The organism is Massilia niastensis DSM 21313, from assembly GCF_000382345.1.
GTDB classification, from domain to species: domain Bacteria; phylum Pseudomonadota; class Gammaproteobacteria; order Burkholderiales; family Burkholderiaceae_D; genus Telluria; species Telluria niastensis.
Map to the genome: position 1 here is coordinate 1 of NZ_KB908136.1, position 26032 is coordinate 26032.

At 65.1% G+C, this 26032-nt stretch carries 29 protein-coding genes; 16 read left to right on the top strand and 13 right to left on the bottom strand.

Annotation, left to right across the window (positions count from 1 at the left end; translation table 11 throughout):
* Window positions 1–16: 16 nt before the first annotated feature.
* Entirely contained in the window at window positions 17–952 is a 936-nt protein-coding gene (locus H162_RS0124755) for an IS1595 family transposase (protein ID WP_026355061.1), read from the top strand.
* A 13-nt stretch (window positions 953–965) separates the two neighbouring features.
* Here the strand turns inward: H162_RS0124755 and H162_RS0124760 are convergent, their stop codons facing one another.
* Window positions 966–2612, bottom strand: coding sequence for a methyl-accepting chemotaxis protein (locus tag H162_RS0124760; RefSeq protein ID WP_020656182.1), 1647 nt, complete (start codon window positions 2610–2612; stop codon window positions 966–968).
* Between the two features lie 352 nt (window positions 2613–2964).
* On the opposite strand from H162_RS0124760, the gene H162_RS35795 reads away from it, so the two are divergent.
* Window positions 2965–3138, top strand: coding sequence for a DUF4148 domain-containing protein (locus H162_RS35795; RefSeq protein ID WP_084677122.1), 174 nt, complete (start codon window positions 2965–2967; stop codon window positions 3136–3138).
* A 181-nt stretch (window positions 3139–3319) separates the two neighbouring features.
* Entirely contained in the window at window positions 3320–3766 is a 447-nt protein-coding gene (locus H162_RS0124765) for a MarR family winged helix-turn-helix transcriptional regulator (RefSeq protein ID WP_229452251.1), read from the top strand.
* Here the strand turns inward: H162_RS0124765 and H162_RS0124770 are convergent.
* Together H162_RS0124770 and H162_RS0124775 are read right to left on the bottom strand one after the other, a co-directional pair.
* Window positions 3763–4548, bottom strand: a complete 786-nt coding sequence (locus tag H162_RS0124770) for a GntR family transcriptional regulator (protein WP_020656184.1) — start codon at window positions 4546–4548, stop codon at window positions 3763–3765. The genes H162_RS0124765 and H162_RS0124770 overlap by 4 nt on opposite strands.
* Window positions 4535–6235 carry a sigma-54-dependent Fis family transcriptional regulator gene (locus H162_RS0124775; RefSeq protein ID WP_020656185.1) on the bottom strand — a complete coding sequence of 567 codons (1701 nt, stop codon included), beginning with the start codon at window positions 6233–6235 and terminating at the stop codon, window positions 4535–4537. The genes H162_RS0124770 and H162_RS0124775 overlap by 14 nt, the downstream gene beginning before the upstream one ends.
* 310 nt (window positions 6236–6545) lie before the next feature.
* On the opposite strand from H162_RS0124775, the gene H162_RS31865 reads away from it, so the two are divergent.
* The 13 genes from H162_RS31865 to H162_RS0124840 all read left to right on the top strand — a co-directional run bounded on the left by H162_RS31865 (window position 6546) and on the right by H162_RS0124840 (window position 17141).
* Window positions 6546–6752 (top strand): phenol hydroxylase subunit, encoded by a 207-nt coding sequence (locus tag H162_RS31865; RefSeq protein ID WP_020656186.1) that lies wholly within the window; start codon window positions 6546–6548, stop codon window positions 6750–6752.
* A 64-nt stretch (window positions 6753–6816) separates the two neighbouring features.
* The gene (locus H162_RS0124785) at window positions 6817–7818 is read left to right on the top strand and encodes an aromatic/alkene monooxygenase hydroxylase subunit beta (RefSeq protein WP_020656187.1); all 1002 of its coding nucleotides are present in this window, start codon (window positions 6817–6819) and stop codon (window positions 7816–7818) included.
* Between the two features lie 9 nt (window positions 7819–7827).
* Complete coding sequence (locus tag H162_RS0124790) at window positions 7828–8097, top strand: MmoB/DmpM family protein (RefSeq protein WP_020656188.1); 270 nt, start codon at window positions 7828–7830, stop codon at window positions 8095–8097.
* A gap of 18 nt (window positions 8098–8115) precedes the next feature.
* Window positions 8116–9675: an aromatic/alkene/methane monooxygenase hydroxylase/oxygenase subunit alpha gene (locus tag H162_RS0124795; RefSeq protein WP_020656189.1), complete on the top strand. Its 1560-nt coding sequence runs from the start codon at window positions 8116–8118 to the stop codon at window positions 9673–9675.
* Between the two features lie 23 nt (window positions 9676–9698).
* Window positions 9699–10058, top strand: a complete 360-nt coding sequence (locus H162_RS0124800; protein ID WP_020656190.1) for a phenol hydroxylase subunit P4 — start codon at window positions 9699–9701, stop codon at window positions 10056–10058.
* Between the two features lie 19 nt (window positions 10059–10077).
* Window positions 10078–11133: an NADH:ubiquinone reductase (Na(+)-transporting) subunit F gene (locus tag H162_RS0124805; RefSeq protein WP_020656191.1), complete on the top strand. Its 1056-nt coding sequence runs from the start codon at window positions 10078–10080 to the stop codon at window positions 11131–11133.
* Between the two features lie 8 nt (window positions 11134–11141).
* Window positions 11142–11489 carry a 2Fe-2S iron-sulfur cluster-binding protein gene (locus tag H162_RS0124810; RefSeq protein ID WP_020656192.1) on the top strand — a complete coding sequence of 116 codons (348 nt, stop codon included), beginning with the start codon at window positions 11142–11144 and terminating at the stop codon, window positions 11487–11489.
* A 26-nt stretch (window positions 11490–11515) separates the two neighbouring features.
* The gene (locus tag H162_RS0124815) at window positions 11516–12454 is read left to right on the top strand and encodes a catechol 2,3-dioxygenase (protein WP_026355063.1); all 939 of its coding nucleotides are present in this window, start codon (window positions 11516–11518) and stop codon (window positions 12452–12454) included.
* A 106-nt stretch (window positions 12455–12560) separates the two neighbouring features.
* Entirely contained in the window at window positions 12561–13391 is an 831-nt protein-coding gene (locus H162_RS0124820; RefSeq protein WP_020656194.1) for an alpha/beta fold hydrolase, read from the top strand.
* Between the two features lie 24 nt (window positions 13392–13415).
* On the top strand, window positions 13416–14198 hold the full coding sequence (gene dmpE / locus H162_RS0124825) for a 2-oxopent-4-enoate hydratase (RefSeq protein ID WP_020656195.1): 783 nt from the start codon (window positions 13416–13418) through the stop codon (window positions 14196–14198).
* 17 nt (window positions 14199–14215) lie between these two features.
* The gene (locus tag H162_RS0124830; protein WP_020656196.1) at window positions 14216–15115 is read left to right on the top strand and encodes an acetaldehyde dehydrogenase (acetylating); all 900 of its coding nucleotides are present in this window, start codon (window positions 14216–14218) and stop codon (window positions 15113–15115) included.
* Window positions 15116–15128: 13 nt separating this feature from the next.
* Window positions 15129–16160, top strand: a complete 1032-nt coding sequence (dmpG, locus tag H162_RS0124835) for a 4-hydroxy-2-oxovalerate aldolase (RefSeq protein WP_020656197.1) — start codon at window positions 15129–15131, stop codon at window positions 16158–16160.
* A 69-nt stretch (window positions 16161–16229) separates the two neighbouring features.
* Window positions 16230–17141 carry a SphA family protein gene (locus H162_RS0124840; protein ID WP_020656198.1) on the top strand — a complete coding sequence of 304 codons (912 nt, stop codon included), beginning with the start codon at window positions 16230–16232 and terminating at the stop codon, window positions 17139–17141.
* Here the strand turns inward: H162_RS0124840 and H162_RS31870 are convergent.
* The 10 genes from H162_RS31870 to H162_RS0124890 form a co-directional block, all read right to left on the bottom strand.
* Window positions 17119–17844, bottom strand: coding sequence for an alpha/beta hydrolase (locus H162_RS31870; protein ID WP_020656199.1), 726 nt, complete (start codon window positions 17842–17844; stop codon window positions 17119–17121). The two genes, H162_RS0124840 and H162_RS31870, sit on opposite strands and share 23 nt — an antisense overlap.
* Before the next feature lie 10 nt (window positions 17845–17854).
* The gene (locus H162_RS0124850) at window positions 17855–18640 is read right to left on the bottom strand and encodes a dioxygenase family protein (protein ID WP_020656200.1); all 786 of its coding nucleotides are present in this window, start codon (window positions 18638–18640) and stop codon (window positions 17855–17857) included.
* 127 nt (window positions 18641–18767) lie between these two features.
* Complete coding sequence (locus H162_RS0124855; RefSeq protein WP_026355064.1) at window positions 18768–19664, bottom strand: LysR family transcriptional regulator; 897 nt, start codon at window positions 19662–19664, stop codon at window positions 18768–18770.
* Between the two features lie 183 nt (window positions 19665–19847).
* Window positions 19848–20048 (bottom strand): hypothetical protein, encoded by a 201-nt coding sequence (locus tag H162_RS0124860; RefSeq protein WP_026355065.1) that lies wholly within the window; start codon window positions 20046–20048, stop codon window positions 19848–19850.
* Window positions 20049–20081: 33 nt separating this feature from the next.
* Window positions 20082–20516: a hypothetical protein gene (locus H162_RS0124865; RefSeq protein ID WP_026355066.1), complete on the bottom strand. Its 435-nt coding sequence runs from the start codon at window positions 20514–20516 to the stop codon at window positions 20082–20084.
* A 122-nt stretch (window positions 20517–20638) separates the two neighbouring features.
* Entirely contained in the window at window positions 20639–21772 is a 1134-nt protein-coding gene (locus tag H162_RS31875) for an MFS transporter (RefSeq protein WP_084677123.1), read from the bottom strand.
* 47 nt (window positions 21773–21819) lie between these two features.
* Window positions 21820–22698 carry a carboxylating nicotinate-nucleotide diphosphorylase gene (gene nadC, locus H162_RS0124875; RefSeq protein ID WP_020656204.1) on the bottom strand — a complete coding sequence of 293 codons (879 nt, stop codon included), beginning with the start codon at window positions 22696–22698 and terminating at the stop codon, window positions 21820–21822.
* Window positions 22699–22729: 31 nt separating this feature from the next.
* Window positions 22730–23902, bottom strand: a complete 1173-nt coding sequence (locus tag H162_RS0124880) for an acyl-CoA dehydrogenase family protein (RefSeq protein ID WP_020656205.1) — start codon at window positions 23900–23902, stop codon at window positions 22730–22732.
* 45 nt (window positions 23903–23947) lie between these two features.
* Window positions 23948–24886: a VOC family protein gene (locus H162_RS31880; protein ID WP_371846916.1), complete on the bottom strand. Its 939-nt coding sequence runs from the start codon at window positions 24884–24886 to the stop codon at window positions 23948–23950.
* Window positions 24887–24979: 93 nt separating this feature from the next.
* The gene (locus tag H162_RS0124890; RefSeq protein ID WP_020656207.1) at window positions 24980–25840 is read right to left on the bottom strand and encodes an alpha/beta fold hydrolase; all 861 of its coding nucleotides are present in this window, start codon (window positions 25838–25840) and stop codon (window positions 24980–24982) included.
* Window positions 25841–26032 lie beyond the last annotated feature (192 nt).

Below are 26032 nucleotides of genomic sequence, written 5' to 3' on the forward strand. Positions count from 1 at the left end.
GAGTTTCAAGAGGTGGTTGGGACGATTGCCCGGGCTGACCCGGCCCCAGCGGGCACAGGTGCTGCAGGCCCTGCGTCCGGCCGTCGGCCTGGACCAGGTCGTCGAAGCGATCGCGCAGGCCAGGGCGGCCCGGCGCTGCTGTCCCGCCTGCGCAAGCAAGTGTTGCCACCGGCATGGCCGTGCCAATGGCTTGCAGCGCTACCGCTGCCGCCAGTGCGGGCGCACCTTCAACGACCTGACCGGCACCCCGCTGGCACGGCTGCGCCATCGCAGCAAATGGCGCGATTACCTGGATACGATGCTCGCCTCCAGGCCGATCCGGGCGGCGGCCAAGGCGGTCAACGTGCATCGGAACACCAGCTTTCGCTGGCGCCACCGCTTCCTGCACCTGACCAAACTCGACCGGCCAAGCAGTTTAAAAGGCGTTGCCGAGGCCGACGAAATGTTCCTGCTCGAATCGCAAAAGGGATCGCGCAAGCTCGATCGTCCTGCGCGCAAGCGTGGCGGCGTGGCCAGGCGGCGCGGCATCTCGCGGGAACTCGACTGCATCCTGGTGGCGCGCGATCGCACGGGGCAGACCGTCGACTATGTCACGGGACGTGGACCGGTCACCACGCGCCAACTGCACCAGCACCTGCGGCCGGTGCTGGATCCCGAGGTCCTGCTGGTGACCGACCCGCACGCCGCCTACCGCGCGTTCGCCCGCGAAGCCGGCATCTCGCACAAGACCGTCAGCCTGCGCGCCGGCGAGCGGGTGCGTGGCGCCATCCACGTGCAGAACGTGAATGCCTATCACCGGCGCTTTCGTGAGTGGCTGGCGCGCTTCCACGGCGTCGCGTCGCGCTACCTGCCCAACTATCTCGGCTGGCAATGGGCCCTGGATGGCGGGCGCATCAGTTCAGCGGAACAATTGCTCAGAGCCGCGATCGGGCTCTTCCATATGCAAAGGTGACAGCGCCTTTCTTTTATCGAGCCAGTGATGGCGTGTCGCCGGCGCGAGCGTTCCCGGCTCGCCATCCGGGGCGCCCAGTAGGCACGGACGGCGACGCTTGCGACGCCATCCGCGCGCCGTCCGCGAGCTTGAACATGCTGACGACACCCGCGAGTTCCGCTGCCTGGTGCTGCATCGATTCGGACGTGGCTGCGATCTCCTCGACCAGCGCCGCGTCCTGCTGGGTGACTTGATCCATCTGGCTCATGGCCTGGTTGATCTGCTCGATGCCGACGGTCTGCTCCTGTGCCGCCACCGTGATCTCGCCTATCATCGTCGTCACCCGCTCCACGCTGCCGAGGATATCCTTCATGGTGGCGCCAGCCTGGTCGACGAGCATGGCGCCGGCATCCGCCTGCTTGACCGAGTCGTCGATCAGGGACTTGATTTCCCTGGCGGCCGCGGCCGAACGGTGGGCGAGGTTGCGCACTTCGGCGGCGACCACGGCGAAGCCCCTGCCCTGCTCGCCGGCACGGGCTGCTTCGACCGCTGCGTTCAAGGCCAGGATATTGGTCTGGAAGGCGATGCCGTCGATCACATCGATGATGTCGACGACCTTCTTCGACGACGCATTGATCGAGGCCATCGTGTCCACGACTTGCGCCACGACCTCGCCCCCGCGCAGCGCCACCTCGGATGCCGAGCGCGCCAGCGCATTCGCGTGGCGCGCATGCTCGGCGCTCTGCTTCACGGTCGACGTGAGTTCTTCCATCGAGGATGCGGTCTCTTCCAGCGTCGCGGCCCGCTCCTCGGTGCGGGACGACAGGTCGGTATTGCCGGCGGCGATCTGGCAGGATGCGCTGGCGATCGTCGCCGTGCCTTCCCGCACCTGGCCGACGATGCCGGCAAGCGCGTCGCGCATGGCTTTCATGGCGACCATGAGGCTGGTGCTGTCGCCCGGGCGGATCTCGATGGCGCACCCAAGGTCGCCCTGCGCGATACGGCGGGCAAGCGCAACCGCATGTTCGGGAGCGCCCCCGAGCGAGCGCTCGATGTTGCGCACGATCGCCGCCACCAGGAGCGACAGCGCCAGGCCGGCCGCCAGCAGCACGCCCACCGATTCGAGCACCGCTGTGCGGAACGCCGCGTCGACGTCACCGATGTACAGGCCGGTCATGACCGTCCAGTCCCACGGCCGGTAATACACGTTGTAGGAGATTTTCTGCTCCGGCGCTGCCGCTCCCGGCTTGTTCCACAAGAACCAGGTATAGCCCTTGCCCGCTTCCCTGGCGACGTTCAGCGCGTCCAGGCACATCTGGCGGCCTTCGGCATCCCTGATGTCGCCAACGCCCTTGCCGACGAGGTTCGCCGCGATCGGATGCATGAGCATCCGCTGGGAATCGATCACCAGCAGATAACCGGTTTCCCCATAGCGCAAGGCCTTGATGCGTTCCAGCGCCTGTTGTTTCGCAAGCGCTTCGGGGAGCTTGCCGGCGCTGGCCATGGCCGCGTATTCCTTCACGATCGAGATCGCCATGTCGCCGGCGTTGGCAATCTGGGTCTTGCGCTCGTCCATGCGCAGCTCACGGTCGCGCAAGGCATTGACGGTGACGACTGATAACAGGCACAGCCAACTGATGATGAGAGGCAGGAAGAGTTTGGTGCGGAAGGATAGTCTCATGGGGGTCTCCTGTGATCCGGATGGTCGGGACGGCAGTCTGCGCTGCATGCTGGGATACATCGTGCTGCGATGGGAAGCCGGAGAAAGGCTTCCGGCCAGGCAAAGCTGGTTCGCCTGATTAATGCAGGATAGTAAGAATGGATGACTGCGTCCAACACCGCTTGGGTATCTTGTCAATACCTTCCGGGTATCAATAATTGCTCGATCCGCTCTCCCGACGATGAGAACAAGCAGGCGGCCCCCGGTTTTCCGCAATTTAATTCATTAATGTACTATTCAATGGTAAAATAAATCCGTGGATCAAGCCCTTGGCCGATCTCTCTTTCCAACCTTCCTGAAATGGGTGAACGATATGAATCCGACATTCTGTGTCGCTGCAGTGCTTGTTATCCTGGTGTCCGGCTGTGCGTCTACCAATGACCTCGCAGCAAACGATCCGACCCGCGTCCGGGTCCTGGCCGAACTGGAACAAGCGAGGGCGAACGGCCTGGTTCCCGTGACCGAAGCGAATTATCTCTACCCATGAGGTCCGCGGTACGGGCCGGCGGCTGAGTTCGTCCAGGGATGCATGAGCCCGGCTGGCCGCCTGGCCCCGGGTGGCAACGATCTGCCGCGACGGTTTACAATCTGCGCCTTGACCCTTGCGTGGAGTGCAAATGAGTGACTTTGGGCCGACCGAACAGCGACTGCGACGCATCGAAGCACGCATGCCGAGCTTTCCTTTCGCCTCCATGCAGCTGGTGCGCATGACCTATCACCTCCAGAAAACCCTGCGCGACACGACGAACGCCGTTCTCAAGAAATACGACCTGGCGGATACCAGCTACATGGTCCTCGCGATCCTGTACGGCAGTGCCGATGAAACATCGACCGCCACTGAACTCAGCGAAGCCTGCCACGAGAAGCCGGCCAACCTGACACGGGTGTGCGACGAGCTCGCGGAAAGGGGCTTGATCGAACGCACGCCGAAGCCCGGTGACCGCCGTGCGGTCATGATTTCATTGAACAAGCACGGCCGCCGCCTGATCGAACAGGCGCTGCCCGAGGTCTCCGCCAGGGTGATGTCGGCGTATGCCGATTTCACCCAGGTCGAACTGCTGCAGATGGCCGAGCTGAACGCACGCGTGCTGCGCAACCTGGCCAGCCAGGCCTAGATCGCCCGCCAGCCAGCAGGATTTTCCGGTCGGCTCGACGGGGCCGCATGAGGTCCTGCCGATCGGTCGTCGGCGGCGGGGCCGGAGCTGGAGCCGGACAGGGATTCCACCGTACTGGAATTGGCATCGATATGCCGCTCCAGCGCCCGCGTCGCCGCATCGACGTCCCGCGCCAGCGCCGCCCTGTAGATCGCCGTATGCTCGTCGTGCACCTTGCGCGGCCGCGCCGAATGCACGATGGTGAGATACCGGTAGCGCTCGGCCTGTCGATACAGCAGTCCGATCATGTAGCGCAGCCAGCGCGAGGTGCAGGCGCCGATCAGGGCTTCATGGAAGTGCCGGTTGCGCGCTTCCCATTCCGCCGCATTCGTCTTGTTCACGTTGCCCTGGGTCTTCTCCATCTGGTCGAGCTTGTGATAGGCGGCGACGAGGTTCGCTTCCCAGTCGTCATCGCCTTCCAGGATGGATTGGCGCAGCGCCTGGCACTCGAGCAGGATGCGCGACCGTGTGATGTCCTGCAGGTCGGCCAGCGAGGTCTGGCTGACGTAGAAGCCGCGCTGCCCTTCGCTGACCACGAGCGCATCGGACAGCAACAGCGAGAGCGCCTCGCGCAGCGTGCCCGCGCCGATGCCGTAGTCGTCCTTCAGGTGCTCCACGCGCAGCTTGGTCCCTGGCGCCAGCCTGCCTTCGATGATGTCGCGGCGCAGGCGCAGGTAGGTCGCCTCGACCAGCGTGCGTGGCGGTTCCGGACTCTCGGTAAATGCACACTCAAACTTGCGCATGATGGCCGCCGGCGTCGCAGGGTTCGATCAGGCAGCGCTTCAGGCGGTAGCTGAGCTGGGGTCGCGTCATGCCGAGCAGGCGAGCCGCGCCGGAGAGGTTGCCCTTGCAGCGCGTAACCGCTTCGCGCAGCACCATGTTCTCCATCTGCTCCAGCGACAGGCCGCTGGCCAGGATCCGGTCGCACAGCGCGCCCTCCTGCTCGCGATCGCTGTCCTCGAGCGCCCCTGTGCTGTCGATCCCGACCGGACTGTCCGCAGGAGGCACGAAGTTCGGAAACAGGTCGTCGCATTCGATCGAGTCGCCCTGCCCCGCCAGGATGACGCCGCGCTCGATCATGTTCTCCAGCTCGCGCACATTGCCCGGCCATGCATGGGCCAGCAAGGCCTGCATGGCCCGGTCCGTGACGCCGCTGACGCGCTTCTGGTGCAGCGCGCAGAACTTTTCCACCATCATCGCAATCATCGACGGGATGTCGCCGCGGCGCTCGCGCAATGGCGGAATCAGGATCGGGTAGACGTTCAGGCGATAGTAGAGATCGGCGCGGAAGCGGCCTGCCTTGACCGCTTCCGGCAAATCGACGTTGGTCGCCGCGACGATGCGGACGTCGATCTTGCGCGGCCGGTCGTCGCCGAGCCGCTCGATCTCGCCCTCCTGGAGGGCACGCAGCAGCTTGGCCTGCGAGGCCAGGGGCAACTCGCCCAGCTCGTCCAGGAACAGGGTGCCGCCATCGGCCCGTTCGAATTTTCCCGGGCGTGAACTGGTGGCGCCGGTAAAGGCGCCCTTCTCCACGCCGAACAGCTCGGCCTCGATCAGGTCGTGCGGCAGCGCGGCGCAGTTGATGGCCACGAAAGGCTGGTCGGCGCGCTTGCTGCGCTGGTGGATGGCCCGTGCGAAGCGCTCCTTGCCGACGCCCGTTTCCCCCGACAGCAGGACCGTGACACTGGTCTCGGCCGCCTTTTCCACCAGGCGGAAGGCGCGCCGGAACGCCGGCGACTCGCCGACCATGTCTTCCAGGCGCCGGCACTTCGCGAGGCTGCTGCGCAGGGCTTCGACCTGGGAAGACAGCTCCAGCATCTGGGAGACGATGGACTCGGGTTCGAAGTAGGCCATGTACTCCTCGGCATCGGGCCATTCCTCGGCCGGTTTGCCGACGATCCGGCACTCGTCGTGCGAGCAGGCGGCGCACCTGGTTTCCTTGAACAGGATGAAGCGTCCCATGAAGGCGGACGTGTAGCCGGACGCATAGCCGGACAGGCACCAGCACACCGGATCATGCTGCGGCCCGAAGGCTTTCACGTGGGCTTCGGCTTCCCAGGAGTTCCGCCAGATGAATTCGCCCTGGAACTCGCCCTTCCCCACATCCATCTCGACCGACACCGGCACGACCTGCACACCGCCCTCGAGCATGTGCATTTGCGGCCCCGTCGCAAAGGCGTCCTCGACGTTCTGGCCGCCGCGGATCTTGCGGGCCAGTTCGGCGTCGCGCATGCCGGAGGCGAAGCCCATGCGGGTGAACATCCGCCGCGTCGCGGCCTGGCCGACCGAATTCATCATCTCCTCGCGCAGGCTGCCGAGAGAGGCGGCATGCAGCAGCAGCATCCGGCTTTCCGACAGCCAGATCGAACCGTCTTCCGCCGAAAAGCGGATCAGCCGGCGCAGATCCAGGTCTTCTGGATATTTCATCATGTCGTCTCCTCCTGCGTCCCTGGATGGGATCGTGAAAATCTCGATATTTTTTTGTTTTATCGATTTTAACCATATCGTCAATTCATCCGGCAGAAATAAATTGCAATTTGATGAGGTGGTTAATATTTCGTCACAGAAAGACTTTACGCTGCAGCGCCGCATTCCGACCTCTTATAGCTCCGCTTTCTTACTCACAGAAGAAGCATGCTGCGCCGCGCAATAAAACGCCGGTGGACGTCCTTTTTGCGGCTTCAGCAAGCCTGGCACGGCGCTTGCAATTCTCCCTGTACACAACACACAAGGAGACAAGATGCATCCGGACACCACCGCCTGCCCCGGGATGGACGTCAGCAAACGCTGGGTACGCGTCACCGGCGCCCATGACGGCTTCGTCGAGTTCGACTTCGCCATCGCCGATCCCGCGCTCACCGTCGAACTGATCCTGCCCAGGCCTGCCTTCGACGAGTTCTGCCGCATGAACGCGGTCGTGCAGCTCGAACCGGCCAGCACGGACTGAAGCGCCCTCACACCATGACACACGACCGTTCCCACGGGACGAAGACGACTTGCGAGGAGATGACATGACGATCGAACTCAAGACCCACAACATCAGGCCGATGCGCCACACCTTTGCACACGTGGCGCGCCAGATCGGCGGCGACAAACCCGCCTCGCGCTACCAGGAGGCGACGCTGGAGACCCAGCCGACCGGCCCCTTCCACTACCGCCCGATCTGGGACCCGGACCACGAGATCTTCGACGCGACCCGCACCGCGGTGAAGATGAAGAACTGGTACGCCTTCAAGGACCCGCGCCAGTACTACTACGGCAACTGGACCATGAACCGGGCGCGCCAGCAGGAGACGATGGAGGCGAATTTCGACTTCGTCGAGTCGCGCGGCATGGTGTCCCAGCTGCCCGGCGCGACCAGCGCCGCCGCCCTGAGCATCCTGATGCCGCTGCGTCATGTGGCATGGGGCGCCAACATGAACAATTCGAGCATCTGCGCCTACGGCTACGGCACCGCGATCACGGCGCCCGCCATGTTCTGCGCCATGGACCAGCTGGGCATCGCCCAGTACCTGACGCGCATCGGCCTGCTGCTCGACGATCCCGAGGGGCTGGACCAGGGCAAGCGCGACTGGCTGGAAGCGGCCCGCTGGCAGGAATTGCGCCGCTACGTCGAGGATACCTTCGTCGTCCAGGACTGGTTCGAACTGTTCGTCGCCCAGAACCTCGCGCTCGACGGGATCCTGTATCCGCTGGTGTACCGCGCCATCGTCAACGAGCACCTGGCGGCGAAGAACGGCACCGCGATCGCCATGCTCACCGCGTTCATGACCGACTGGTTCGCCGAGCAGGGCAAATGGGTCGACGCCCAGGTCAAGACCGCGGCCGCGGAATCGGACGAGAACCGCGCCCTCCTCGCCGACTGGACCCGCGCCTGGAGCGGGCGCGCGATCGCTGCGCTGCGGCCCGTCGTGCTGCACCTGTTCGACGATGCCGCGCATGCCGACGTGCTGATGGATGAAGTCGCCGATCAATTCAGCGCCCGGGCGGCCAAGCTCGGACTGACCCGCTAAGGACACCGCATGTCGACCGTATTCATTGCATTTCAGGCCAACGAGGACACCCGCCCGATCGTGGCCGCCATCCTGCGCGACAACCCCCACGCCAGGCTCGAGGAAGCCCCCGCGATGGTCAAGATCAACGCCCAGGACCGACTGACCGTGCGTCGCGAAACCGTCGAGGAAGAAATGGGCCGGCCCTTCAACCTGCAGGAAATGCACGTCAACCTGGTCACGATCACCGGAAACATCGAGGAAGACGACGACCAATTCACGCTCACCTGGGCGCACTGAGAACACGAGGAGAACGCCATGGATATGAAAGCCACCGCCAAGAAGCTGGGCCTGAAGGAGCGCTATGCCCACATGACCCGCGGCCTGGACTGGGAAACCACCTACCAGCCGATGGACCAGGTCTACCCGTACGACAAGTTCGAAGGCATCAAGATCCACGACTGGGACAAGTGGGAAGACCCGTTCCGTCTGACCATGGACGCCTACTGGAAGTACCAGGGTGAAAAGGAGAAGAAGCTGTACGCCGTGATCGATGCGTTCGCGCAGAACAACGGCCACCTGAACGTCACCGATGCGCGCTACCTGAACGCGATCAAGCTGTTCATCCAGGGCGTCAGCCCGCTCGAGTACATGGCGCACCGCGGCTTTGCCCACATCGGCCGCCAGTTCTCCGGACCGGGCGCGCGGGTCGCCTGCCAGATGCAGGCGGTCGACGAGCTGCGCCACGCGCAGACCCAGATCCACACGATCTCGAACTACAACAAGTACTACAACGGCATGCATTCCTGGCGCGACTGGTACGAAAAGGTCTGGTACCTGTCGGTGCCGAAGTCCTTCTTCGACGACGCCATCTCCGCCGGCCCCTTCGAGTTCATGGTGTGCGTGGGCTTCGCCTTCGAGTACGTGCTGACCAACCTGCTGTTCGTGCCCTTCATGTCCGGCGCAGCCTACAACGGCGACATGGCCACCGTCACCTTCGGCTTCTCGGCCCAGTCCGACGAGTCGCGCCACATGACCCTCGGGCTGGAAGCGGTCAAGTTCCTGCTCGAGCAGGATCCGGCCAATGTCCCGATCGTGCAGGGCTGGATCGACAAATGGTTCTGGCGCGGCTACCGGCTGCTGACCCTGGTCGGCATGATGATGGACTACATGCTGCCCAAGCGCGTCATGAGCTGGAAGGAAGCGTGGGAGATCTACGCGGAGCAGAACGGCGGCGCGCTGTTCAAGGACCTGGCGCGCTACGGCATCCGGCCGCCGCTCGGCTGGGAACAGGCGTGCAAGGAAAAGGACCACATCACCCACCAGGCCTGGTGCGCCTTTTATAACTATGCCGGTGCGGCCGCTTTCCACACCTGGATCCCGAACGCGGACGAAATGGCCTGGCTGTCCGAAAAGTATCCGGACAGCTTCGACCAGCTGTACCGGCCGCGCATGGAGCACTGGGACGAGCAGGAAAAGGCCGGCAACCGCTTCTACAACGCGACCCTGCCGATGCTGTGCACGACCTGCACCGTGCCGATGTTCTTCACCGAACCGGACGACCCGACCCAGATCTGCTACCGCGCCTCCGAGTACAAGGGCGACCAGTACCACTTCTGTTCGGACCACTGCAAGCACATCTTCGACAACGAACCGGAAAAATACGTGCAGGCGCTGCTGCCCACCCACCAGATCTACCAGGGCAAGAACTTCAAGCCGGACGTCGACCCGACCGCTCCCGGTTTCGATCCGCTGGCGGCGGTGCTGGATTTCTACGGCGTAGTGGTCGGCCAGGACAACCTCGACTTCAACGGCTCGCAGGACCAGAAGCATTTCGCCGAATGGCGCCGCACCGACAACGCCGGCAACGCGCGCTGACCACGATAACAGGAGGAGACATCATGCCCGTCAAGGCCCTCAAACCCTACGAATTCGCGCCGCAGGACCGGCTCGAGAACTTCCACGGCAAGCAGCTGCTGAACATCGGCTGGGACGAACACCTGATGTTCACCGCGCCGCACACCCTGCCCGTGGCGCCGGGCATGCCGTTCGGCGTCCTGGTCGCCGATGTACTGCCGAGGGTGTATGGCTACCACCCCGACTTCGCCCGCATCGACTGGAGCACGGTGCAATGGCTCAAGTCCGGCCAGCCATGGACACCGGACCCGGACAAGAGCCTGGCCGAGAACGGCCTGCGCCACAAGGATGTCCTGCGCCTCCGGACTCCCGGCCTGCGCGGCCTCCAGGGCAGCTGCAACTGAACCGCAAAGGAGTGACGTGATGGCTTACGAACTTACCATCGAACCGCTGGGCGTGACGATCGACGTCGAGGAGGGCCAGAATATCCTCGACGCGGCCCTGCGCGCCGGCATCTACCTGCCGCACGCCTGCTGCCATGGACTGTGCGCCACCTGCAAGGTGCAGCTGCTGGACGGCGAGATCGAGCATGGCGACGCCTCGCCCTTCGCCCTGATGGATTTCGAGCGCGAGGAAGGCAAGGCGCTGGCCTGCTGCGCCACCCTGTGCAGCGACGCCACCCTCGAAGCCGAGATCGACGAGGAGCCCGACGCCGAGACGATCCCGGTGCGGGACCTGGAAGGCACGGTCGTGCGGCTGGAGCAGCTCACCCCTACGGTGAAAGGCGTGTTCATCCAGCTGGACGAGCCGCTGCGCTTCCAGGCCGGGCAGTACATCAACCTGCAGATCCCGGGCGCCGGCTGCAGCCGGGCGTTCTCGATCGGCAGCGCGGGCAGCGATCCGTCGCTCATCGAGCTCAACGTGCGCATCGTGCCGGGCGGCGTCGGGACCACCTATGTGCACGAACAGCTGCAGGCGGGCGATCGCGTGACCATCTCCGGGCCGTACGGGCGCTTCTTCGTGCGCAAGTCGGCGCGCCTGCCGCTGCTGTTCCTGGCGGGCGGCTCGGGCCTGTCCAGCCCGCGCGCCATGATCCATGAACTGCTGCGCGAGGAATGCGCGCTGCCGATCACGCTGGTGTACGGCCAGCGCAACCGGCAGGAACTGTATTACCACGACGAGTTCCTCGACCTGGCCAGGCGCCATCCGAACTTCGCCTACGTTCCGGCGCTGTCCGATGCGGCCCAGGACGCCGGCTGGGACGGGTTCCGCGGCTACGTGCACGAAGCCGCCAGGGCCCACTTCGACAACGACTTCCGCGGCCACAAGGCCTACCTGTGCGGTCCGCCGCCGATGATCGAGGCCAGCCTGGCAACCCTGATGCAGGGCCGGCTGTACGAACGCGACATCCATACCGAGAAGTTCATCTCGGCGGCGGATGCGCAGCAGGTCAGGAGTCCGCTGTTCAAACGGATCTAGGAGGCGACATGGAGTCCAGCAAACCCCTCGCGCCCACGCGCGCCGTGGCGGTCAGCCTGGTGGAAACGGGCGAAAGCTTCCAGTGCCTGGCCGGGGAAACGCTGCTGCAAGGGATGGCCCGGCTGGGACGCAAAGGCATTCCGGTCGGCTGCCTGAACGGCGGATGCGGCATCTGCAAGGTGCATATCGTGTCCGGAGAGTATGAATGCGGGGCGATGAGCCGGGCCCACGTGGCCGAAGAGGATATCTGCCACGGCGTCGTGCTCGCATGCAGGGCGCGTCCGCGCTCGGACGTGCAGTTGAAGGTGGTCGGAAAGATGTGCGGCTCGGTATTCCGCTGCGCCAAACAAGCATAAATAGACATACACAACAAGGAGGAGTCATGGGAGTCATGAGAATCGGCCATATCAGCCTGCGGGTGATGGATATGCAGGCCGCCGTCAAGCACTACGAGAATATCCTCGGCATGAAGGTCGTCCACCGCGAAGGGGACGAAACGGTGTACCTGAAATGCTGGGACGAATGGGACAAGTATTCGGTGCAGCTGACCATATCGGATTCGGCAGGCATGAACCACGTCGCCTACAAGGTCGAACACGACGCCGACCTGGACGCCATCCAGCAGCGTGTCGAGGCCTACGGCATCGCGGCGGATATCCTGCCCCCCGGCCAGCTGCCCTTCTGCGGCCGCACGCTGCGCTTCACGATCCCCAGCGGCCACGTCATGTACCTGTACGCGCAAAAGGAATTGGTGGGCAAGGAAGTCGGCACCACCGATCCCGACCCGTGGCCCGACTCGCTCAAGGGCGTCGGCGCGCACTGGCTCGACCACTGCCTCCTGATGTGCGAGCTGAACCCGGAGACCGGGGTCAACAAGGTGGCCGAGAACACGACGTTCTTCAGCGAGACCATGGACTTCCACCTGTCGGAACAGGTCGTGGCCGGGCCCGACGGGTCGATCCAGGCTGCCGCCTTCATGTTCCGCACTTCCACGCCCCACGACATCGCCTTCGCCGGCGGTCCCAGGGCCGGGCTGCACCACGTATCGTTCTTCCTCGACAGCTGGCACGACATCCTGAAATGCGGCGACATCCTCGCCAAGAACAGGGTGAGGATCGATGTGTCGCCGACCCGCCATGGCATCACCCGCGGCGAGACGATCTACTTCTTCGACCCGTCCGGCAACCGTAACGAGACCTTTGCGGGCCTGGGCTATCTGGCCCAGCCCGACATGCCGACGATCACGTGGACCGATCCGGGCCGCGGCATCTTCTACCACACCGGCAACCTGGAAGAAAGCTTCCTGGCGGTCCATACCTGACCGTCCCCCGCGCACCGCAGTCCGGCCGCCGGCTCGCGTACATGCCGGCCGGCGCGGGACTCCGCACCCTTTCGCATTGCAACACAACGCTATCTGGAGCAAGAACATGGCTGAAGCAAGCAACCCGGAAATCGCCAAGAGCATCGTTGCCAACGGCATCCGCACCAATTACCACGACGTCGGCGACGGCGCCCCGGTCCTGATGATCCACGGCTCGGGTCCCGGCGTCAGTGCCTGGGCCAACTGGCGCCTCACGATGCCCGAACTGGCCCGCCAGTATCGCGTCATCGCCCCCGACATGGCCGGCTTCGGGTATTCAGATCGTCCCGACGGCATCCGCTACGACCTCGATACCTGGGTCGGCCAGGCGATCGGCCTGCTCGATGCCCTCGATATCGAGCAGGCCAGCGTGGTCGGCAACTCGTTCGGCGGCGCAATCGCGCTGGCGCTGGCGATCCGCCATCCGAAGCGCGTCAAGCGCCTGGTCCTGATGGGCAGCGTCGGCGTATCCTTCCCGATCACCGCCGGGCTGGACGCGGTCTGGGGCTACCAGCCCAGCGTCGAGAGCATGCGCGCGCTGCTCGACATCTTCGCCCACGACCGCAAGCTGGTGAACGACGAGCTGGCGCAGCTGCGCTACAAGGCCAGCATCCAGCCCGGCTTCCAGGAGTCGTTCTCGGCCATGTTTCCGGCGCCGCGCCAGGACGGCGTCGAGAAGCTGGCCAGCCCGGTCGCCGACATCCGCCGGCTGCAGCATCAGACGCTCATCGTCCACGGCCGCGAGGACAAGGTGATCCCGCTGTCGAATTCGCTGGAGCTGCTGCAGGCCCTCCCGAACGCACAGCTGCACGTGTTCGGCCAATGCGGCCACTGGACCCAGATCGAACATGCGGCGCGCTTTTCGCGCCTGGTCGGCGACTTCCTGGCCGAAGGCTGACCCGCAAGCACCAGGAGAATGAACATGGAACAGAACAGGATCACACAACTGGGCGACGAGCTGTACGAAGCCTGGAGCGGAAAAATCATGGTGGCGCCGCTGACCGAACGCGAAGCGTCGATGACGATCGACGACGCCTACGCGGTGCAGCAGCGGCTGCTGTCCAGGCGCCAGTCCTCCGGGGCCAGGGTCATCGGCAAGAAAGTCGGCGTCACTAGCAAGGCGGTCATGAACATGCTGGAGGTGTACCAGCCCGACTTCGGCTACCTGCTTGACGACATGCTGTACAACGACGGCGAATCGATTCCCAGGGATGGCCTGATCCAGCCGCGTGCCGAGGGCGAGATCGCCTTCGTCCTGAAGCACGACCTGAACGGCCCGGGCGTCAGCGCCGCCGATGTCCTGCGCGCCACCGACTTCGTCATGCCCTGCTTCGAGATCGTCGATTCGCGCATCCGCGACTGGAAGATCCGGATCCAGGACACGATCGCCGACAACGCGTCCTGCGGCGCCTTCGTGCTCGGCAACGGCGCGGTCGACCCGCGCAGGATCGACCTCGCCACCTGCGGCATGGTCCTCGAGAAGAACGGCGAGATCATCGCCACCGGCGCCGGCGCGGCCGCGCTGGGCAATCCCCTGAACGCGGTCGCCTGGCTGGCGAACACGATGGGACGGCTCGGCGTGCCGCTGCGCGCCGGCGAAGTGGTCCTGTCGGGCGCCCTGGCCGCGATGTTCCCGGCGGCGGCCGGCGACCACTTCCGCGTCACCATCGGCGGCATCGGCGGCTGCGGTGTCCGGTTTCATTGAACGACTTGGAGAATCACATGAGCAAAATCCGTTGTGCGGTGATCGGCCCCGGGAATATCGGCACCGATCTCCTTTATAAACTCCAGCGCAGCCGCTTCCTCGAGCCGGTGTGGATGGTCGGCGTCGACCCGGCCTCCGACGGCCTGGCCCGCGCCGCCGCGATGGGCATCAAGACCACCGACCGCGGCGTCGACGGCCTGCTGCCCTTCGTCGAACGGGACGAGGTGCGGATCGCCTTCGACGCGACCTCCGCCTATGCGCATGCCGAGCACTCCAGGAAGCTGGTCGCCGCCGGCGTGAAGGTGATCGACCTGACGCCGGCCGCCATCGGGCCCTACTGCGTGCCATCGGTGAACCTCGACGACCAGTTGTCGAACGGCGCGATGAACGTGAACATGGTGACCTGCGGCGGGCAGGCGACGATCCCGATGGTGGCGGCGGTGTCGCGCGTGCAGCCGGTGGCCTACGGCGAGATCATCGCGACCGTGTCGTCGCGCTCGGTCGGGCCGGGCACGCGCAGGAACATCGACGAATTCACCCGCACCACCGCCGGCGCGGTCGAGCGGGTCGGCAAGGCGAAAACGGGCAAGGCCATCATCATCATCAACCCGGCCGAGCCCCCGCTGATGATGCGCGACACCATCCATTGCCTGCTTGAATCCGAGCCGGACCGCGATGCGATCACGGCGTCGGTGCAGGCGATGATCCGCGAGGTGCAGCTATACGTTCCCGGCTACAGGCTGGTCAACGGGCCCATCTTCGACGGCAAGCGGGTCTCGGTCTTCGTCGAAGTGGAAGGCCTGGGCGATTATTTGCCGAAGTATGCGGGCAACCTGGACATCATGACCGCAGCGGCGGCCCGCACCGCCGAGCTGTTCGCGCAGCAGATGCTGGAAAACGCCCATGTGGCAGCTTGAACGAGGAGACATCATGGCACTGTCCACACACCGCATCACCCTGCATGACATGACGCTGCGCGACGGCATGCATCCGAAACGTCACCAGATGACCCTGCAGCAGATGCAGGACGTCGCGCGTGGCCTCGACCGCGCCGGCGTCCCGCTGATCGAAGTGACCCACGGCGACGGCCTCGGCGGCGCCTCGGTGAACTACGGCTTCCCGCGCCATACCGACGCGGAATACCTGGCGGCCGTCATTCCCCTGCTCGAACAGGCCAGGGTCTCCGCCCTGCTCATCCCCGGGATCGGCACCGCGGACCACCTGCTGGCGGCGCGCGAACTGGGCGTCCACACGATCCGCGTGGCCACCCACTGCACCGAGGCGGACGTCTCCGAGCAGCATCTCGCGCTCGCCCGCAAGCTCGGCATGGACACGGTGGGCTTCCTGATGATGAGCCACATGGCGTCGCCGGAAAAGATCGTCGAGCAGGCCAGGCTGATGGAGAGCTACGGCGCCAACTGCGTGTACTGCACCGACTCGGCAGGCTACATGCTGCCGGAAGACGTCAGGCAGCGCATCGGGCGGCTGCGCGAGAGCCTGAAGCCGGAGACCGAGATCGGCTTCCATGGCCACCACAACCTCGCCATGGGCGTCGCCAACTCGGTCACGGCTGTCGAGTATGGCGCTACCCGGATCGATGCGGCCGCGGCCGGCCTGGGCGCAGGCGCCGGGAACACGCCGCTGGAAGTGTTCGTGGCGGTCTGCGAACGCATGGGGATCCAGACCGGCGTCGACCTGTTCGCCGTCACCGATGTCGCGGAAGACCTGGTGGTGCCCATGATGGACCAGCTGGTGCGCGTCGACCGCGATTCCCTGACCCTGGGCTATGCCGGCGTGTATTCGTCCTTCCTGCTGTTCGCCAAGCGCGCGGAGGCGAAATACAAGGTGCCGGCCAGGGACATCCTGGTGGAGCTGGGCCGCAAGGGCATGGTCGGAGGCCAGGAAGACATGATCGAGGACACCGCCCTGACGATGGCGCGGGAACGCGCCCTGCAGCAGTGAAGCGGCCGGCAGGCAGCGGGTCCCGCCCCAGCCTGCCGGCATCCCGACCAGAACAATACGGAGACCGCAATGAAGAACACCATACCGGCATGCCGGCCCCATGCCATCGCTGTCGCCTGCGCCATGCTGCTGCCGGCGCCGCTGCTGGCCACCGAGGGCGGCGGCAGTACCTATCCGCATGGCGCCGAGAATTTCGTTTCCGGCGCCATGCCGCCACCGGGCTTCTACACGCTCGCCTACGGCACCCGCTACCGGGCGACCGCGCTGCGCGACAACGACGGCCGGGACATCGCAGCCGCAATGGGAGGATTCCGGGCCGAGATCAACGCGGTCGTGCCCCGCTTCATCTGGGTCACGCCGAAGCAGCTCCTGGGCGGCCAGCTGGCCTTCCACGCGATGCTTCCGCTGCTGGATGCGGACGTTCGGATCGGACCGACCAGGCAGAAGGACAGCGGCATCGGTGACCTGAACCTGGCCATCGCGCTCGGCTACCACGTCTCGCCCGCATTCCATTACGTCCTCGCGCTCGAAGTCAACGCGCCCACCGGCAGCTACGACCGCGAGCGCATCGCCAACCTCGGACGGAATCACTGGAACATCGAACCGGTGCTGGCGCTGACCTACACCCAGGCGAAGGGCATCAACGCCGACCTCAAGATCATGGCCGACTACAACTTCCGCAACCAGGACACCAACTACCGGTCGGGCCAGGAACTGCATGCCGACTACGCGCTCGGCTGGGGTTTCGGCAACGGCTGGGTGGTCGGCGTCGGCGGCTACCTCTACCACCAGCTCACGGACGATCGCGTCGGCGGCGTCACGCTACCTGGCCACAAGGGACGGGCCGCCACCCTGGGCCCTTCGATCAAGTACCAGGGCAAGGACGGCTGGTTCCTGACCGCCAAGTTCGAACGCCAGTACGGTGTGCGCAACCGCCCGGATGGCTCGGCGTTCTGGATCAAGACCATCCTGCCGTTCTGACTCCAGTCCGTCGCGCCTCGTCGTCGACCTGCTCGCCCAGCCAGCGCTGGAAATCCGCGATCATCGCGGCGTCGAGGGCATGGTCGGCGGCATACTCGTGGTATTCCATCGGCACCCCCAGGGACGACAGCGCCTCGCGCGCGTGGTGGGCAAAGTGGATGCCGAGCGTCTGGTCGTGCACGCCATGGCCGACGAAGGCCTGCACGGCTGCCCGCGCAGGGTCGGGAGCAAGCTCCCGCAACACCTCGGGCAGGATACGGCCACAGAGCACGCCGAAGCCGGCAACGCTCGCGGGCGCCGTCAGTCCGACGCTGGCGCTCATGATGCCGCCCTGGCTGAAGCCGGCGATCCAGATCCGCTCCGGATCGACCCCGTAGGCGGCCGGCAGCTGCCCGATGAAATCGAGCAGCCGGATGCGCGATTGCTCGGCCTGCGCCGCATCGATGGACGGTCCGGACGGCGTGAAACTGACCTGGAACCAGGCGTAGCGTCCGGACGCGAACACGAGTGGACCGCGCAGCAGGATCACCACCAGCCGCGGATCGATCCGGCGCGCCAGTTCGACGAAGTTGGTCTCGTTGCCGCCGACGCCGTGCAGCAGCAGCAGGCAGGGCGCCCTTCCCGTTCCGGCCTGCGCCGGCCGCACGCGGTGCGCCAGGCCGAGGCGCGGATCGGTGACCAGCTGGTCCAGTCTTTCGTTCATTCCATTCTCCTCATTCGAAGGCGTAGGCGTCCATCGCCAGTACGCCGTGTTCCACGCCCGCGTGCAGCCGGGTGGCGCTCGCATCCGGTCCTCCCGCTCCCATCGCGACGAACAGGGGCAGCAGGTGCTCCTCGGTCGGATGGTTGCGGGCGGCGAACGGCGCGGCCCGGCGATAGTCCAGCAGCGCGGCGCGATCGCTGTCTTCCAGGCGGTCCTTCATCCAGGTCTCGAAGCCGCTCACCCAGTCCGGCGCCGGCGCATCGATGGCCTGCCCCCTGAATTCGACCAGGTTGTGCGTCAGCGAGCCCGAACCGACCACCAGCACGCCTTCGCTGCGCAGCGGCGCCAGGGCGCGCCCCAGCTGCTCGTGGTCGGCCGGGCTCGCGCCATGCACCACCGACAGCTGGGTGACGGGAATGTCCGCGTCCGGATACATGAGGCCGAGCGGCACCCAGGCGCCGTGGTCGAGCCCGCGGTCGGCGCTGAACCCGGCCGGGATATCCGCGGCCGCGAGCAGCGCGGCGGCGCGCCGTGCCGCTTCGGGCGCCCCCGGCGCGGGATACTGGATCTCGAACAGCGCGCGCGGGAAGCCGCCGAAGTCGTGGATGGTCTCCGGCCGTGGCGCCAGGCTCAAGGCCGGGCCGCCGCCCGTTTCCCAGTGGGCGGAGACCACGACGATGGCCTGCGGACGCCCGAGCGACTTGCCGAGCCCTTGCAGGAAGCGGCGCGCCGGACTGTCCTGGAGCGCCAGCATGGGCGAGCCATGCGACAGGAAGATGGCGGGAAATGAAGACATGATGAACCTCGTTCGTGGAGCGGCCAGGCCGCGTTAACAGCCTTCATCTTATTCTTGCGCCGGCCAACGATAAATCCCCCGTGGCGCGCAACACTGTTCCGCATTCCGAAACAATCGGCATAACTGTCTAGTCGAACTCTGGGTCCGCCAGGGCCTCGACGAGGAAGTCGACCAGCAGGCGCACCTTCGGCGACACGAACTTGCGGGACGGGTAGACGGCATGGATGCCCAGTTCCATCGAGCGGTAGGCCGGCAGGATCTCGCGCAGCGTCCCCTGCGCCAGGTCCGCTCCGACGAGGAAGGTCGGCTGCAGGATGATGCCCTGGTCCCGCAGCGCCACGGCGCGGCAGGTATCGCCGCTGTTGGTGCGTACGCGCGGCGCCACCTTTACCGGGACCTCGCCGTCCGGACCCGTGAAGTTCCAGTTCTCGCCGGCCGAAAACAGGCTGTACGACACCACGTCGTGCCGCAGGAGCTCGTCCGGGTGTTGCGGTTCCCCGCGGCGCTGCAGATAGCCCGGGGAGGCGCACAGGACCATGCGCGTGCTGGCCAGCCTGCGGCTGATCAGGGAGGAAGCGGGAAGCTGGCCGATCCGCACCGCGAGGTCGAAGCCATCCTCGACCAGGTCCACCACGCGGTCCGACAGCGTGATATCGAGCGCCAGCTTCGGATGGCGGGCCAGGAAGGCCGGCCACAGCGCGGCCAGGTGCATGACCCCGAAGGTGACGGGCACGCTCACCTTCAGCAGGCCGCTCGCCTCGCCGGAACGGGACGTGATCTCGGCCTCCGCCTCGTCCACGTTGTCCAGCAGTTCGCGGCAGCGCGCATGAAAGATCTCGCCTTCCGTGGTCGGCGACAGCTTGCGCGTGGTCCGGTGCAGCAGGCGTACGCCGAGACGCTCCTCGAGGTCGGCGACATGGCGCGAGACGGCCGCCTTGGACATGCCGAGCGCCCGGGTGGCGCCGGTAAAGCTGCCCGCCTCGACCACCGCCGAGAACACCTTCATTTCCTGGAATCGATCCATTATTCCGACTGATGAGACAGTTACCTGCATTCTACGACGTTTATCTCATCGGTTGAGCATGCATTGCGATTGCAGGACGGGACATGCGAAAAAAAAGCCCGCCTCAAGGCGGGCTTGAAAACTATTTCCTTGGAGGAGAATAGTGGAGACGGTTGAATTATTCCGCAACTCGCAAGCCCGGCATCACAGCCCGCCATGCCCTTCCATCCTGTCCTTGATCATGAATACCAGGGTCATCACGCATGCGAAAACCGGCGGACCCCAATCATAGATCCTCAATGGCCGCGAACCCATCGTCGTGGAGAAGGCGACGACGACCAGGGTCCATATCAGTGCGACAGAAATCACGAGCGCAAAATGCCCGGCGTTTACTTCTCTTCTCATGGTTTGCCTCATTTTTCGATTATTTATTTATATTTATTTATTCCAGGGGAAAGCCGGCCTGGCCTTGAAGGTGAACAGGCTCGCGTAGCTCTTTCCGTAAGCAAGGAGCAGCAAGCCGCACAGGAGGAGTTCCTGCGTGCCCGTGAACAGCTGCCTTGGGTGGGGCGAAATAAACAGGTTCAAATACACGATCTGGAAAGCGATGCCGGCCATGACTGCCAGGGCCAGGGGCGTAAAGATATTCAACAACAGCATGGAACCGAGGACAATCTCGAGATACTTGATGAACGGATAAAAACCGATGCTGTTCATCTCCGCCAGGTAGGGACCGACCGCGCCGGCCTTGCTAAAATCCGGAATGACGCCGAACACCGCGTAATTGATGCCGGATTTCAGGAAGTGGATTGCATAATAAAATCGCAGCCACATCACCAGGTATTTCCATGGCGCCTTTTCAGAATCAGCCACATTGTCTCCTTTGGGATGGTTTGTTGATTTGTTGGTGGAAGATCCCAATGTATTTCGGCTGCCCGGTGATATCAATCACCGTTCCGGCAATTCTGCTATGCACATGTTGATGCCGGGCGACGCTATCTGTCTCGTTGCCGGGCGATGAACACCAATCCGCCGCCCAACATGGCTGCCAGGGCCCAGAACACCACGCCCGTGCCCACGGCGGAACCGACCGCGCCGAAACCCACCGGCAGGGCCGTCTGGCTTGCGTTGATCAGCATCGACCGTACGCCGATCGCTTCCCCGCTGCGCCCGGGAGGCGCGGTCTGCTGGATCGCGCTCATGATCATCGGGAGTGCGGAGCCGAGTCCCAGGCCGAGGACGAAGGCCAGGGCCAGCAGGGCCGCTACCGCATCGAATAAGGGAAAGACGGTGTAGACGAGGGCCGTCAGCGCCAGGGCGCCAGCCAGCACCTGCCATTCGGAAAACAGGCGTGACAGCCAGGGAATGAACAGGCGGACCACGAAGGTGCCGGCCCCGAATGCGCCCATCACCAGGCCGATGGTGGAAGCGGACAGGCCGATCCGGTCGCCATGCATCGGCATCACGAAGGTGAACAGGTCCCAGCCCATGGAGAGCAGCGCACTGACGACCAGCACCGCGCGCAAGGGCGCGTGCCTGAACAGGTCGCCCATCCTCGGCCTGGTCCCGGGCTGCGCAGGTACGGGCGGCGGTGCGCCCTGTGGCCGCAGCATGCCGAGCAGCGCCAGCGCCAGCGCCGGCAAGGATGCGAGGACCAGGAAGGTCCATGCATGTCCGGCCAGGTCGATCAGGAAGCCGGCGATGACCGGACCGGCCACGGTGGACGCCGAGCCCCCGAGGGCGAGCATCGAGAACGCCCGGGTCCGGTTTTCCGCCGTGCTGCCGTGGCCGACCGCGTTGTTCACGGCCAGGTGGATGAGCATGAATCCGCAGCCCATCAGCACCGCGGCCGCGCCCAGGCCGGCCAGCGTGGGCACCAGGGCCAGCAGCAATGCCGCTTCGAGCATCAGCAGCGCCAGCAGCGTCGGCCTGAACACGCCGCTGCGGTCCATCCAGCGCCCCGCATGCACCGAGAGCAGCATCGGCACCAGCGCCAGCAGGCTGACCACGACGCCGACTTCGAACGGCGTTCCTCCGATCCGGATCGCGGACAGTGTCAGCGTGACGCGGCCACCCGAGAATGCGGTGTGCGCCAGGACGATCAGGGCGATCAATGCAGGTAGTTTCAAGACTGGTGTTCGTTCAGCAGGATGGCCGCCGCGCCGCCCGTGGCGCGCTAGGCCGGCATGGCGCGTTCCACGGGCGCCGGGTCGAAGCGCATCGACAAGTCGACGGCCCGCAAGTCCTTGGTCAGGGCCCCGACCGAGATGCGGTCGACCCCTGTTCCGGCCAGTTCCCCGAGTCTGTCGAAGCGCACGCCGCCGGAGACTTCGAGGCTGCAGCGCCCATCGGCCAGCCGCACCGCCTCGCGGATCCGGTCGATCGGCATGTTATCGAGCAGGACCATCGACACCCCGGCCCGCAGCGCCTCCTCGAGCTGGGCCAGGGTTTCGACTTCGACCTGGATGAAGCGGGCGCCAGCGCCGCTGCGCAATGCGGCCTGGTAGGCCGCGCTCAATCCACCCGCCGCGGCGATGTGGTTTTCCTTGACCAGGATGGCGTCATACAGTCCCATCCGATGGTTCTGGCCACCGCCACAGCGCACCGCGTATTTCTGCGCCACGCGCAGTCCGGGAAGGGTCTTGCGCGTATCGAGAATGGCGGCCCGCGCACCGGCCACCGCCGCCACCGCCGCCACGTAGGCCGCCGTCCTGGTGGCGACGCCGCTGAGGGTTTGCAGGAAGTTCAGGCAGGTCCGCTCGGCGCTCAAGAGTTCGCGCGCGGCGCCACGGATCTCGACGATCTCCTGGTTCGCCTCGCAGCGCTGGCCATCGCTCACATGCCATACCGCCGTTGCCGAAGGTGCGACCTGCCTGAGCACCTCCATTACCCAGGGCCGGCCGCAGATGACGGCGGATTCGCGACAGAGGATGCCGGCCCGGACCGCCTGCTGCGCAGGCGCCAGGGCTGCCGTCAGGTCGCCTGCGCCCACGTCTTCCTCGAGCGCGCGCCTGGCATCGTCCTCGACCTGTTGAATGAAATAGTGATGATCCATGCCCGGGCGCCCGTTCGACTGCAAGCCGCGGTCAGATGATGACGCCCGGCGGGACCGGTACGCCATACAGCGCGCCGGCATAGGCCGCGTACACCGGATCGTCCACGTTGCAGGCGTGGCCCATCGCCACCGACAGGTCGCGCCAGGTACGCTGGATCGGATTGGTGATGCGGCTGGCATTGCCGCCGGCGTGCTTGAACACCAAGGCGGCGGCTTCCGCGGCGCGGCGCACGGCGCGGACCTGGTTGACGCGGGCCTTGTGCTTCATTTCCCTGGTCACGTGACCGCCGCGCAGGACGAATTGATACAGCTCGCCGAGCTCGCCCAGCACGTGCTGGCGGGAAGCGTCGATATCCGCCAGGGCGGCGCCGAGCGAGGCCATGTGGTAGGGATTCTGCGTCTGCCTGGCTCCCATGCGCGTGACGCGTCCTCCGGTATATTCGGCGAAATGGTTCACCACGCCGGTGGCGATGCCGATCGTGGCCGACGAGATCGCCCCCGGGAAGAACAGGTCGAAGGGAATCTGGTACAGCGGGCTGCCCGGACGGAAGCGCGAGGCATACACCCGGTCGTTCAGGTCGGCCAGCTTGTAGGTGCGGTAGTCCGGCACGAAGGCCTCTTTCACCAGCAGGTCCTTGCTGCCCGTGCCGGCCAGGCCCATGACGTTCCAGGAGTCATGCAGGATCTCGTAGTCGGCGCGCGGCAGCACGAAATGGCAAGGCACGTCGAAGGTGCCGGCCGGTCCGTCTTCGCTTTCCGCCATGCCGCCGATCACGACCCACTTGCAGTGATCCGTGCCCGAGGAGAACGGCCATTGCCCGTTCAGGATGAAGCCGCCATCGACGCGGCGCGCCTTGCCGATCAGCGCATAGGGCGAGGCGGTCCAGGTGTCATGGTCCTCGCCCCAGACTTCTTCCTGCAGGCGCGGGTCGCCCTGGCCGAACTGGAAGGGATGCACGCCCACCACGCCGGCGACCCAGCCGATCGATGGCGCCTTCGCCGCCAGGTCCATGATGATCTGGCAGAACTCGCGGGGTTCGGCTTCGTAGCCGCCGTAGTCCCTGGGCTGCAGCATGCGGACCAGGCCGCTTTCGCGCAGCAGCGTGGCCGCCTCGTCCGTCACCCTCCCCAGCGCATTGCTGGGCTCTTCCTGGCTCACGAAGCGGTCGGTGTTGGCGATGATAGTTTCTCGTACCGGATGCATTTGGATAATTCCTATATTAACGATTGTCTTGTACCTGGCCCGGCGTCATCCGGACTGGGAATCGAACATCATGAGGGCGGTCAGTTCGTGGTGTTGCCTGCGATGTCCCCAGATACTCGGCTTGTCATAGGTGCGCGGCACCCAGAGGTCGTTATCGACATCCAGGCCGCCCCAGCCGTATTCCAGGCGGAAGCCGGACGGCGTGTACATGTAGAAGGAAATCATGCGGTCGTTGCTGTGGCGTCCCAGGGTGGTGGTGATCGGAATGCCGCGCTTCTCGCACAAGTCCAGGGTCGTGCCGACGTCGTCGAGGTCGTTTACTTCGATCATCAGGTGCAGGAAGGCCGGCTGGCGGCTGGGCAGCCGGCCGATCGCCAGCGAATGGTGACGGCCATTCACATGATAGAAATGGGCCTGGAGCTCGCCGTCCTTGACCGTGTCGGACGGATGGAAACCCATCACCTCGCGATAGAAGCGGTCGCTTTGCTCCAGGTCGGCCACCGCCAGGACGACGTGGCCCAGTCCCTGTTCCCCGGTGCGGAAGCCCTTGACGCCGCGGCTGGCGCAAAACGGCGTGGCGGTATAGACCTGGCCCCAGCTCAGTTCATGGCGGAATCCGGACGGGTCCTGGAACCAGTAGAAGCCCTCGACCTTGCGCTGCGCGTTCTCTTCCTGCTGCGAGCGCGTCACTTCGACGCCGTGGGCAGCCACGCGCTTGGCCACGGCCTTCGCATCGGCCTCGTCCTTCAGGCTCCAGCCGATATAGCCGATCCTGTTGTCCTCGCCGGGATGGATGGCGATGCGGTGGGCGGCATCGTCCACCCTGAACCTGACCGCGCCATCCGGACCATGTCCGGCATGTTGAACGCCGAGTACTTCCGGCCCAAAGCTTTCCCACTCCTTATAGGCTGGGGAAATAACGCCAAGATAAGCAAGTGACTTGATCATTGCGGGTGTCTCCGTATTGTTTAGTTGACCGCGCATTCTGGAATATTCATTCAATAAAAAACACTGTCAACAGGGTGCTGGTGGATCACGGCGAAACGCGCGGGCAGACCTGGTCGTGCCCGCCGCATCTCACGCCGCCAGGCGCGCCTGGGCGGCGCATGCGTGGCCTTCGAGGAAGGAAGCCACGACCCGGTTGAACTCGGCGGCATGCTCGAGCTGCACCCAGTGTCCGCAGCGATTCACGATGTACACGCGGGAGTCGGGGATGACGCGCGCCAGGGTCAGCGCCGAACCGAAGTGGACGGTGCGGTCATCGCGGCCATGCATCAGCAGCGTCGGCGCCGTGATCGCGCCGAGCCTGGTCGGGTCGAGCCTGACCATCGGCTTGCCGTGGCCGCTCTTCCAGCCTTCGATGTGGTCGGGGCGCGCCAGGGTTGCCTTGACGCGCTCGAGCAGCAGCTCATCGGTGACATGGCGCGTATCGAAAGCCATGCCCTCGACGAATTTGCGCATGGTTTCCACGCTGGGATGGAAATAGGCCGCTTCCAGCGCTTTCACGCCTTCGCTCAGCCCGGCGGGGTCGAACATGCCCGGCACGCCGGCCGACGACCCCATCGTGATCAGGTGCGAGACCAGTTCCGGGCGCTCGTAGGCCAGGCGGATGCACGAGGAGCCGCCCATGGAGTTGCCGACAAAGGCGGCCTGGGCGATCCCGAGGGCTTCGAGGAATTCGGCCAGGACCCCGCTGTTGTCGCGCTTGTCGTAGGTCACCGCCTGCGATTTGCCCCAGCCGGGAAGATCGATGGCCAGCACGCGGTACTTCTCCGCCAGGGTGGCGATGTTGGGGTTGTAATTGCTCCAGGACGAAGCGCCGGGTCCGCCGCCATGGACCAGGACCAGCGGATGGCCCGCTCCCGCCTCGTGGTAGTGGATGTCCCAGTTCTTGGTCTTGATGCGCTTGCTTGTGCTCTCTTCGGTCAGGATTGCCACGTCTTTTCCTCCATTAAAACAACGAAAACAGTCGTCCACCCTGCGCACACCAATCGCCTTTCTTGCGGAGCGATCGGCCCGGTCCAGGATGGTTTCACGCATATTAGCTGAACTCTCGTTCTAGAATCAATATTTAATTTTTGCGCACGAAGGCCGATGTGTTGCGTGGCCAGGACAGGAGTCGAGGAGGAA

What these genes read in the sequence shown, in the direction of transcription:
- H162_RS0124760 (WP_020656182.1), bottom strand. Translation starts at nt 2,612, where the DNA reads ATGAGACTATCCTTCCGCACCAAACTCTTCCTGCCTCTCATCATCAGT.
- H162_RS35795 (WP_084677122.1), top strand. Translation starts at nt 2,965, where the DNA reads ATGAATCCGACATTCTGTGTCGCTGCAGTGCTTGTTATCCTGGTGTCC.
- H162_RS0124765 (WP_229452251.1), top strand. Translation starts at nt 3,320, where the DNA reads ATGCCGAGCTTTCCTTTCGCCTCCATGCAGCTGGTGCGCATGACCTAT.
- H162_RS0124770 (WP_020656184.1), bottom strand. Translation starts at nt 4,548, where the DNA reads ATGCGCAAGTTTGAGTGTGCATTTACCGAGAGTCCGGAACCGCCACGC.
- H162_RS0124775 (WP_020656185.1), bottom strand. Translation starts at nt 6,235, where the DNA reads ATGATGAAATATCCAGAAGACCTGGATCTGCGCCGGCTGATCCGCTTT.
- H162_RS31865 (WP_020656186.1), top strand. Translation starts at nt 6,546, where the DNA reads ATGCATCCGGACACCACCGCCTGCCCCGGGATGGACGTCAGCAAACGC.
- H162_RS0124785 (WP_020656187.1), top strand. Translation starts at nt 6,817, where the DNA reads ATGACGATCGAACTCAAGACCCACAACATCAGGCCGATGCGCCACACC.
- H162_RS0124790 (WP_020656188.1), top strand. Translation starts at nt 7,828, where the DNA reads ATGTCGACCGTATTCATTGCATTTCAGGCCAACGAGGACACCCGCCCG.
- H162_RS0124795 (WP_020656189.1), top strand. Translation starts at nt 8,116, where the DNA reads ATGGATATGAAAGCCACCGCCAAGAAGCTGGGCCTGAAGGAGCGCTAT.
- H162_RS0124800 (WP_020656190.1), top strand. Translation starts at nt 9,699, where the DNA reads ATGCCCGTCAAGGCCCTCAAACCCTACGAATTCGCGCCGCAGGACCGG.
- H162_RS0124805 (WP_020656191.1), top strand. Translation starts at nt 10,078, where the DNA reads ATGGCTTACGAACTTACCATCGAACCGCTGGGCGTGACGATCGACGTC.
- H162_RS0124810 (WP_020656192.1), top strand. Translation starts at nt 11,142, where the DNA reads ATGGAGTCCAGCAAACCCCTCGCGCCCACGCGCGCCGTGGCGGTCAGC.
- H162_RS0124815 (WP_026355063.1), top strand. Translation starts at nt 11,516, where the DNA reads ATGGGAGTCATGAGAATCGGCCATATCAGCCTGCGGGTGATGGATATG.
- H162_RS0124820 (WP_020656194.1), top strand. Translation starts at nt 12,561, where the DNA reads ATGGCTGAAGCAAGCAACCCGGAAATCGCCAAGAGCATCGTTGCCAAC.
- dmpE (WP_020656195.1), top strand. Translation starts at nt 13,416, where the DNA reads ATGGAACAGAACAGGATCACACAACTGGGCGACGAGCTGTACGAAGCC.
- H162_RS0124830 (WP_020656196.1), top strand. Translation starts at nt 14,216, where the DNA reads ATGAGCAAAATCCGTTGTGCGGTGATCGGCCCCGGGAATATCGGCACC.
- dmpG (WP_020656197.1), top strand. Translation starts at nt 15,129, where the DNA reads ATGGCACTGTCCACACACCGCATCACCCTGCATGACATGACGCTGCGC.
- H162_RS0124840 (WP_020656198.1), top strand. Translation starts at nt 16,230, where the DNA reads ATGAAGAACACCATACCGGCATGCCGGCCCCATGCCATCGCTGTCGCC.
- H162_RS31870 (WP_020656199.1), bottom strand. Translation starts at nt 17,844, where the DNA reads ATGAACGAAAGACTGGACCAGCTGGTCACCGATCCGCGCCTCGGCCTG.
- H162_RS0124850 (WP_020656200.1), bottom strand. Translation starts at nt 18,640, where the DNA reads ATGTCTTCATTTCCCGCCATCTTCCTGTCGCATGGCTCGCCCATGCTG.
- H162_RS0124855 (WP_026355064.1), bottom strand. Translation starts at nt 19,664, where the DNA reads ATGGATCGATTCCAGGAAATGAAGGTGTTCTCGGCGGTGGTCGAGGCG.
- H162_RS0124860 (WP_026355065.1), bottom strand. Translation starts at nt 20,048, where the DNA reads ATGAGAAGAGAAGTAAACGCCGGGCATTTTGCGCTCGTGATTTCTGTC.
- nadC (WP_020656204.1), bottom strand. Translation starts at nt 22,698, where the DNA reads ATGGATCATCACTATTTCATTCAACAGGTCGAGGACGATGCCAGGCGC.
- H162_RS0124880 (WP_020656205.1), bottom strand. Translation starts at nt 23,902, where the DNA reads ATGCATCCGGTACGAGAAACTATCATCGCCAACACCGACCGCTTCGTG.
- H162_RS31880 (WP_371846916.1), bottom strand. Translation starts at nt 24,886, where the DNA reads ATGCGCGGTCAACTAAACAATACGGAGACACCCGCAATGATCAAGTCA.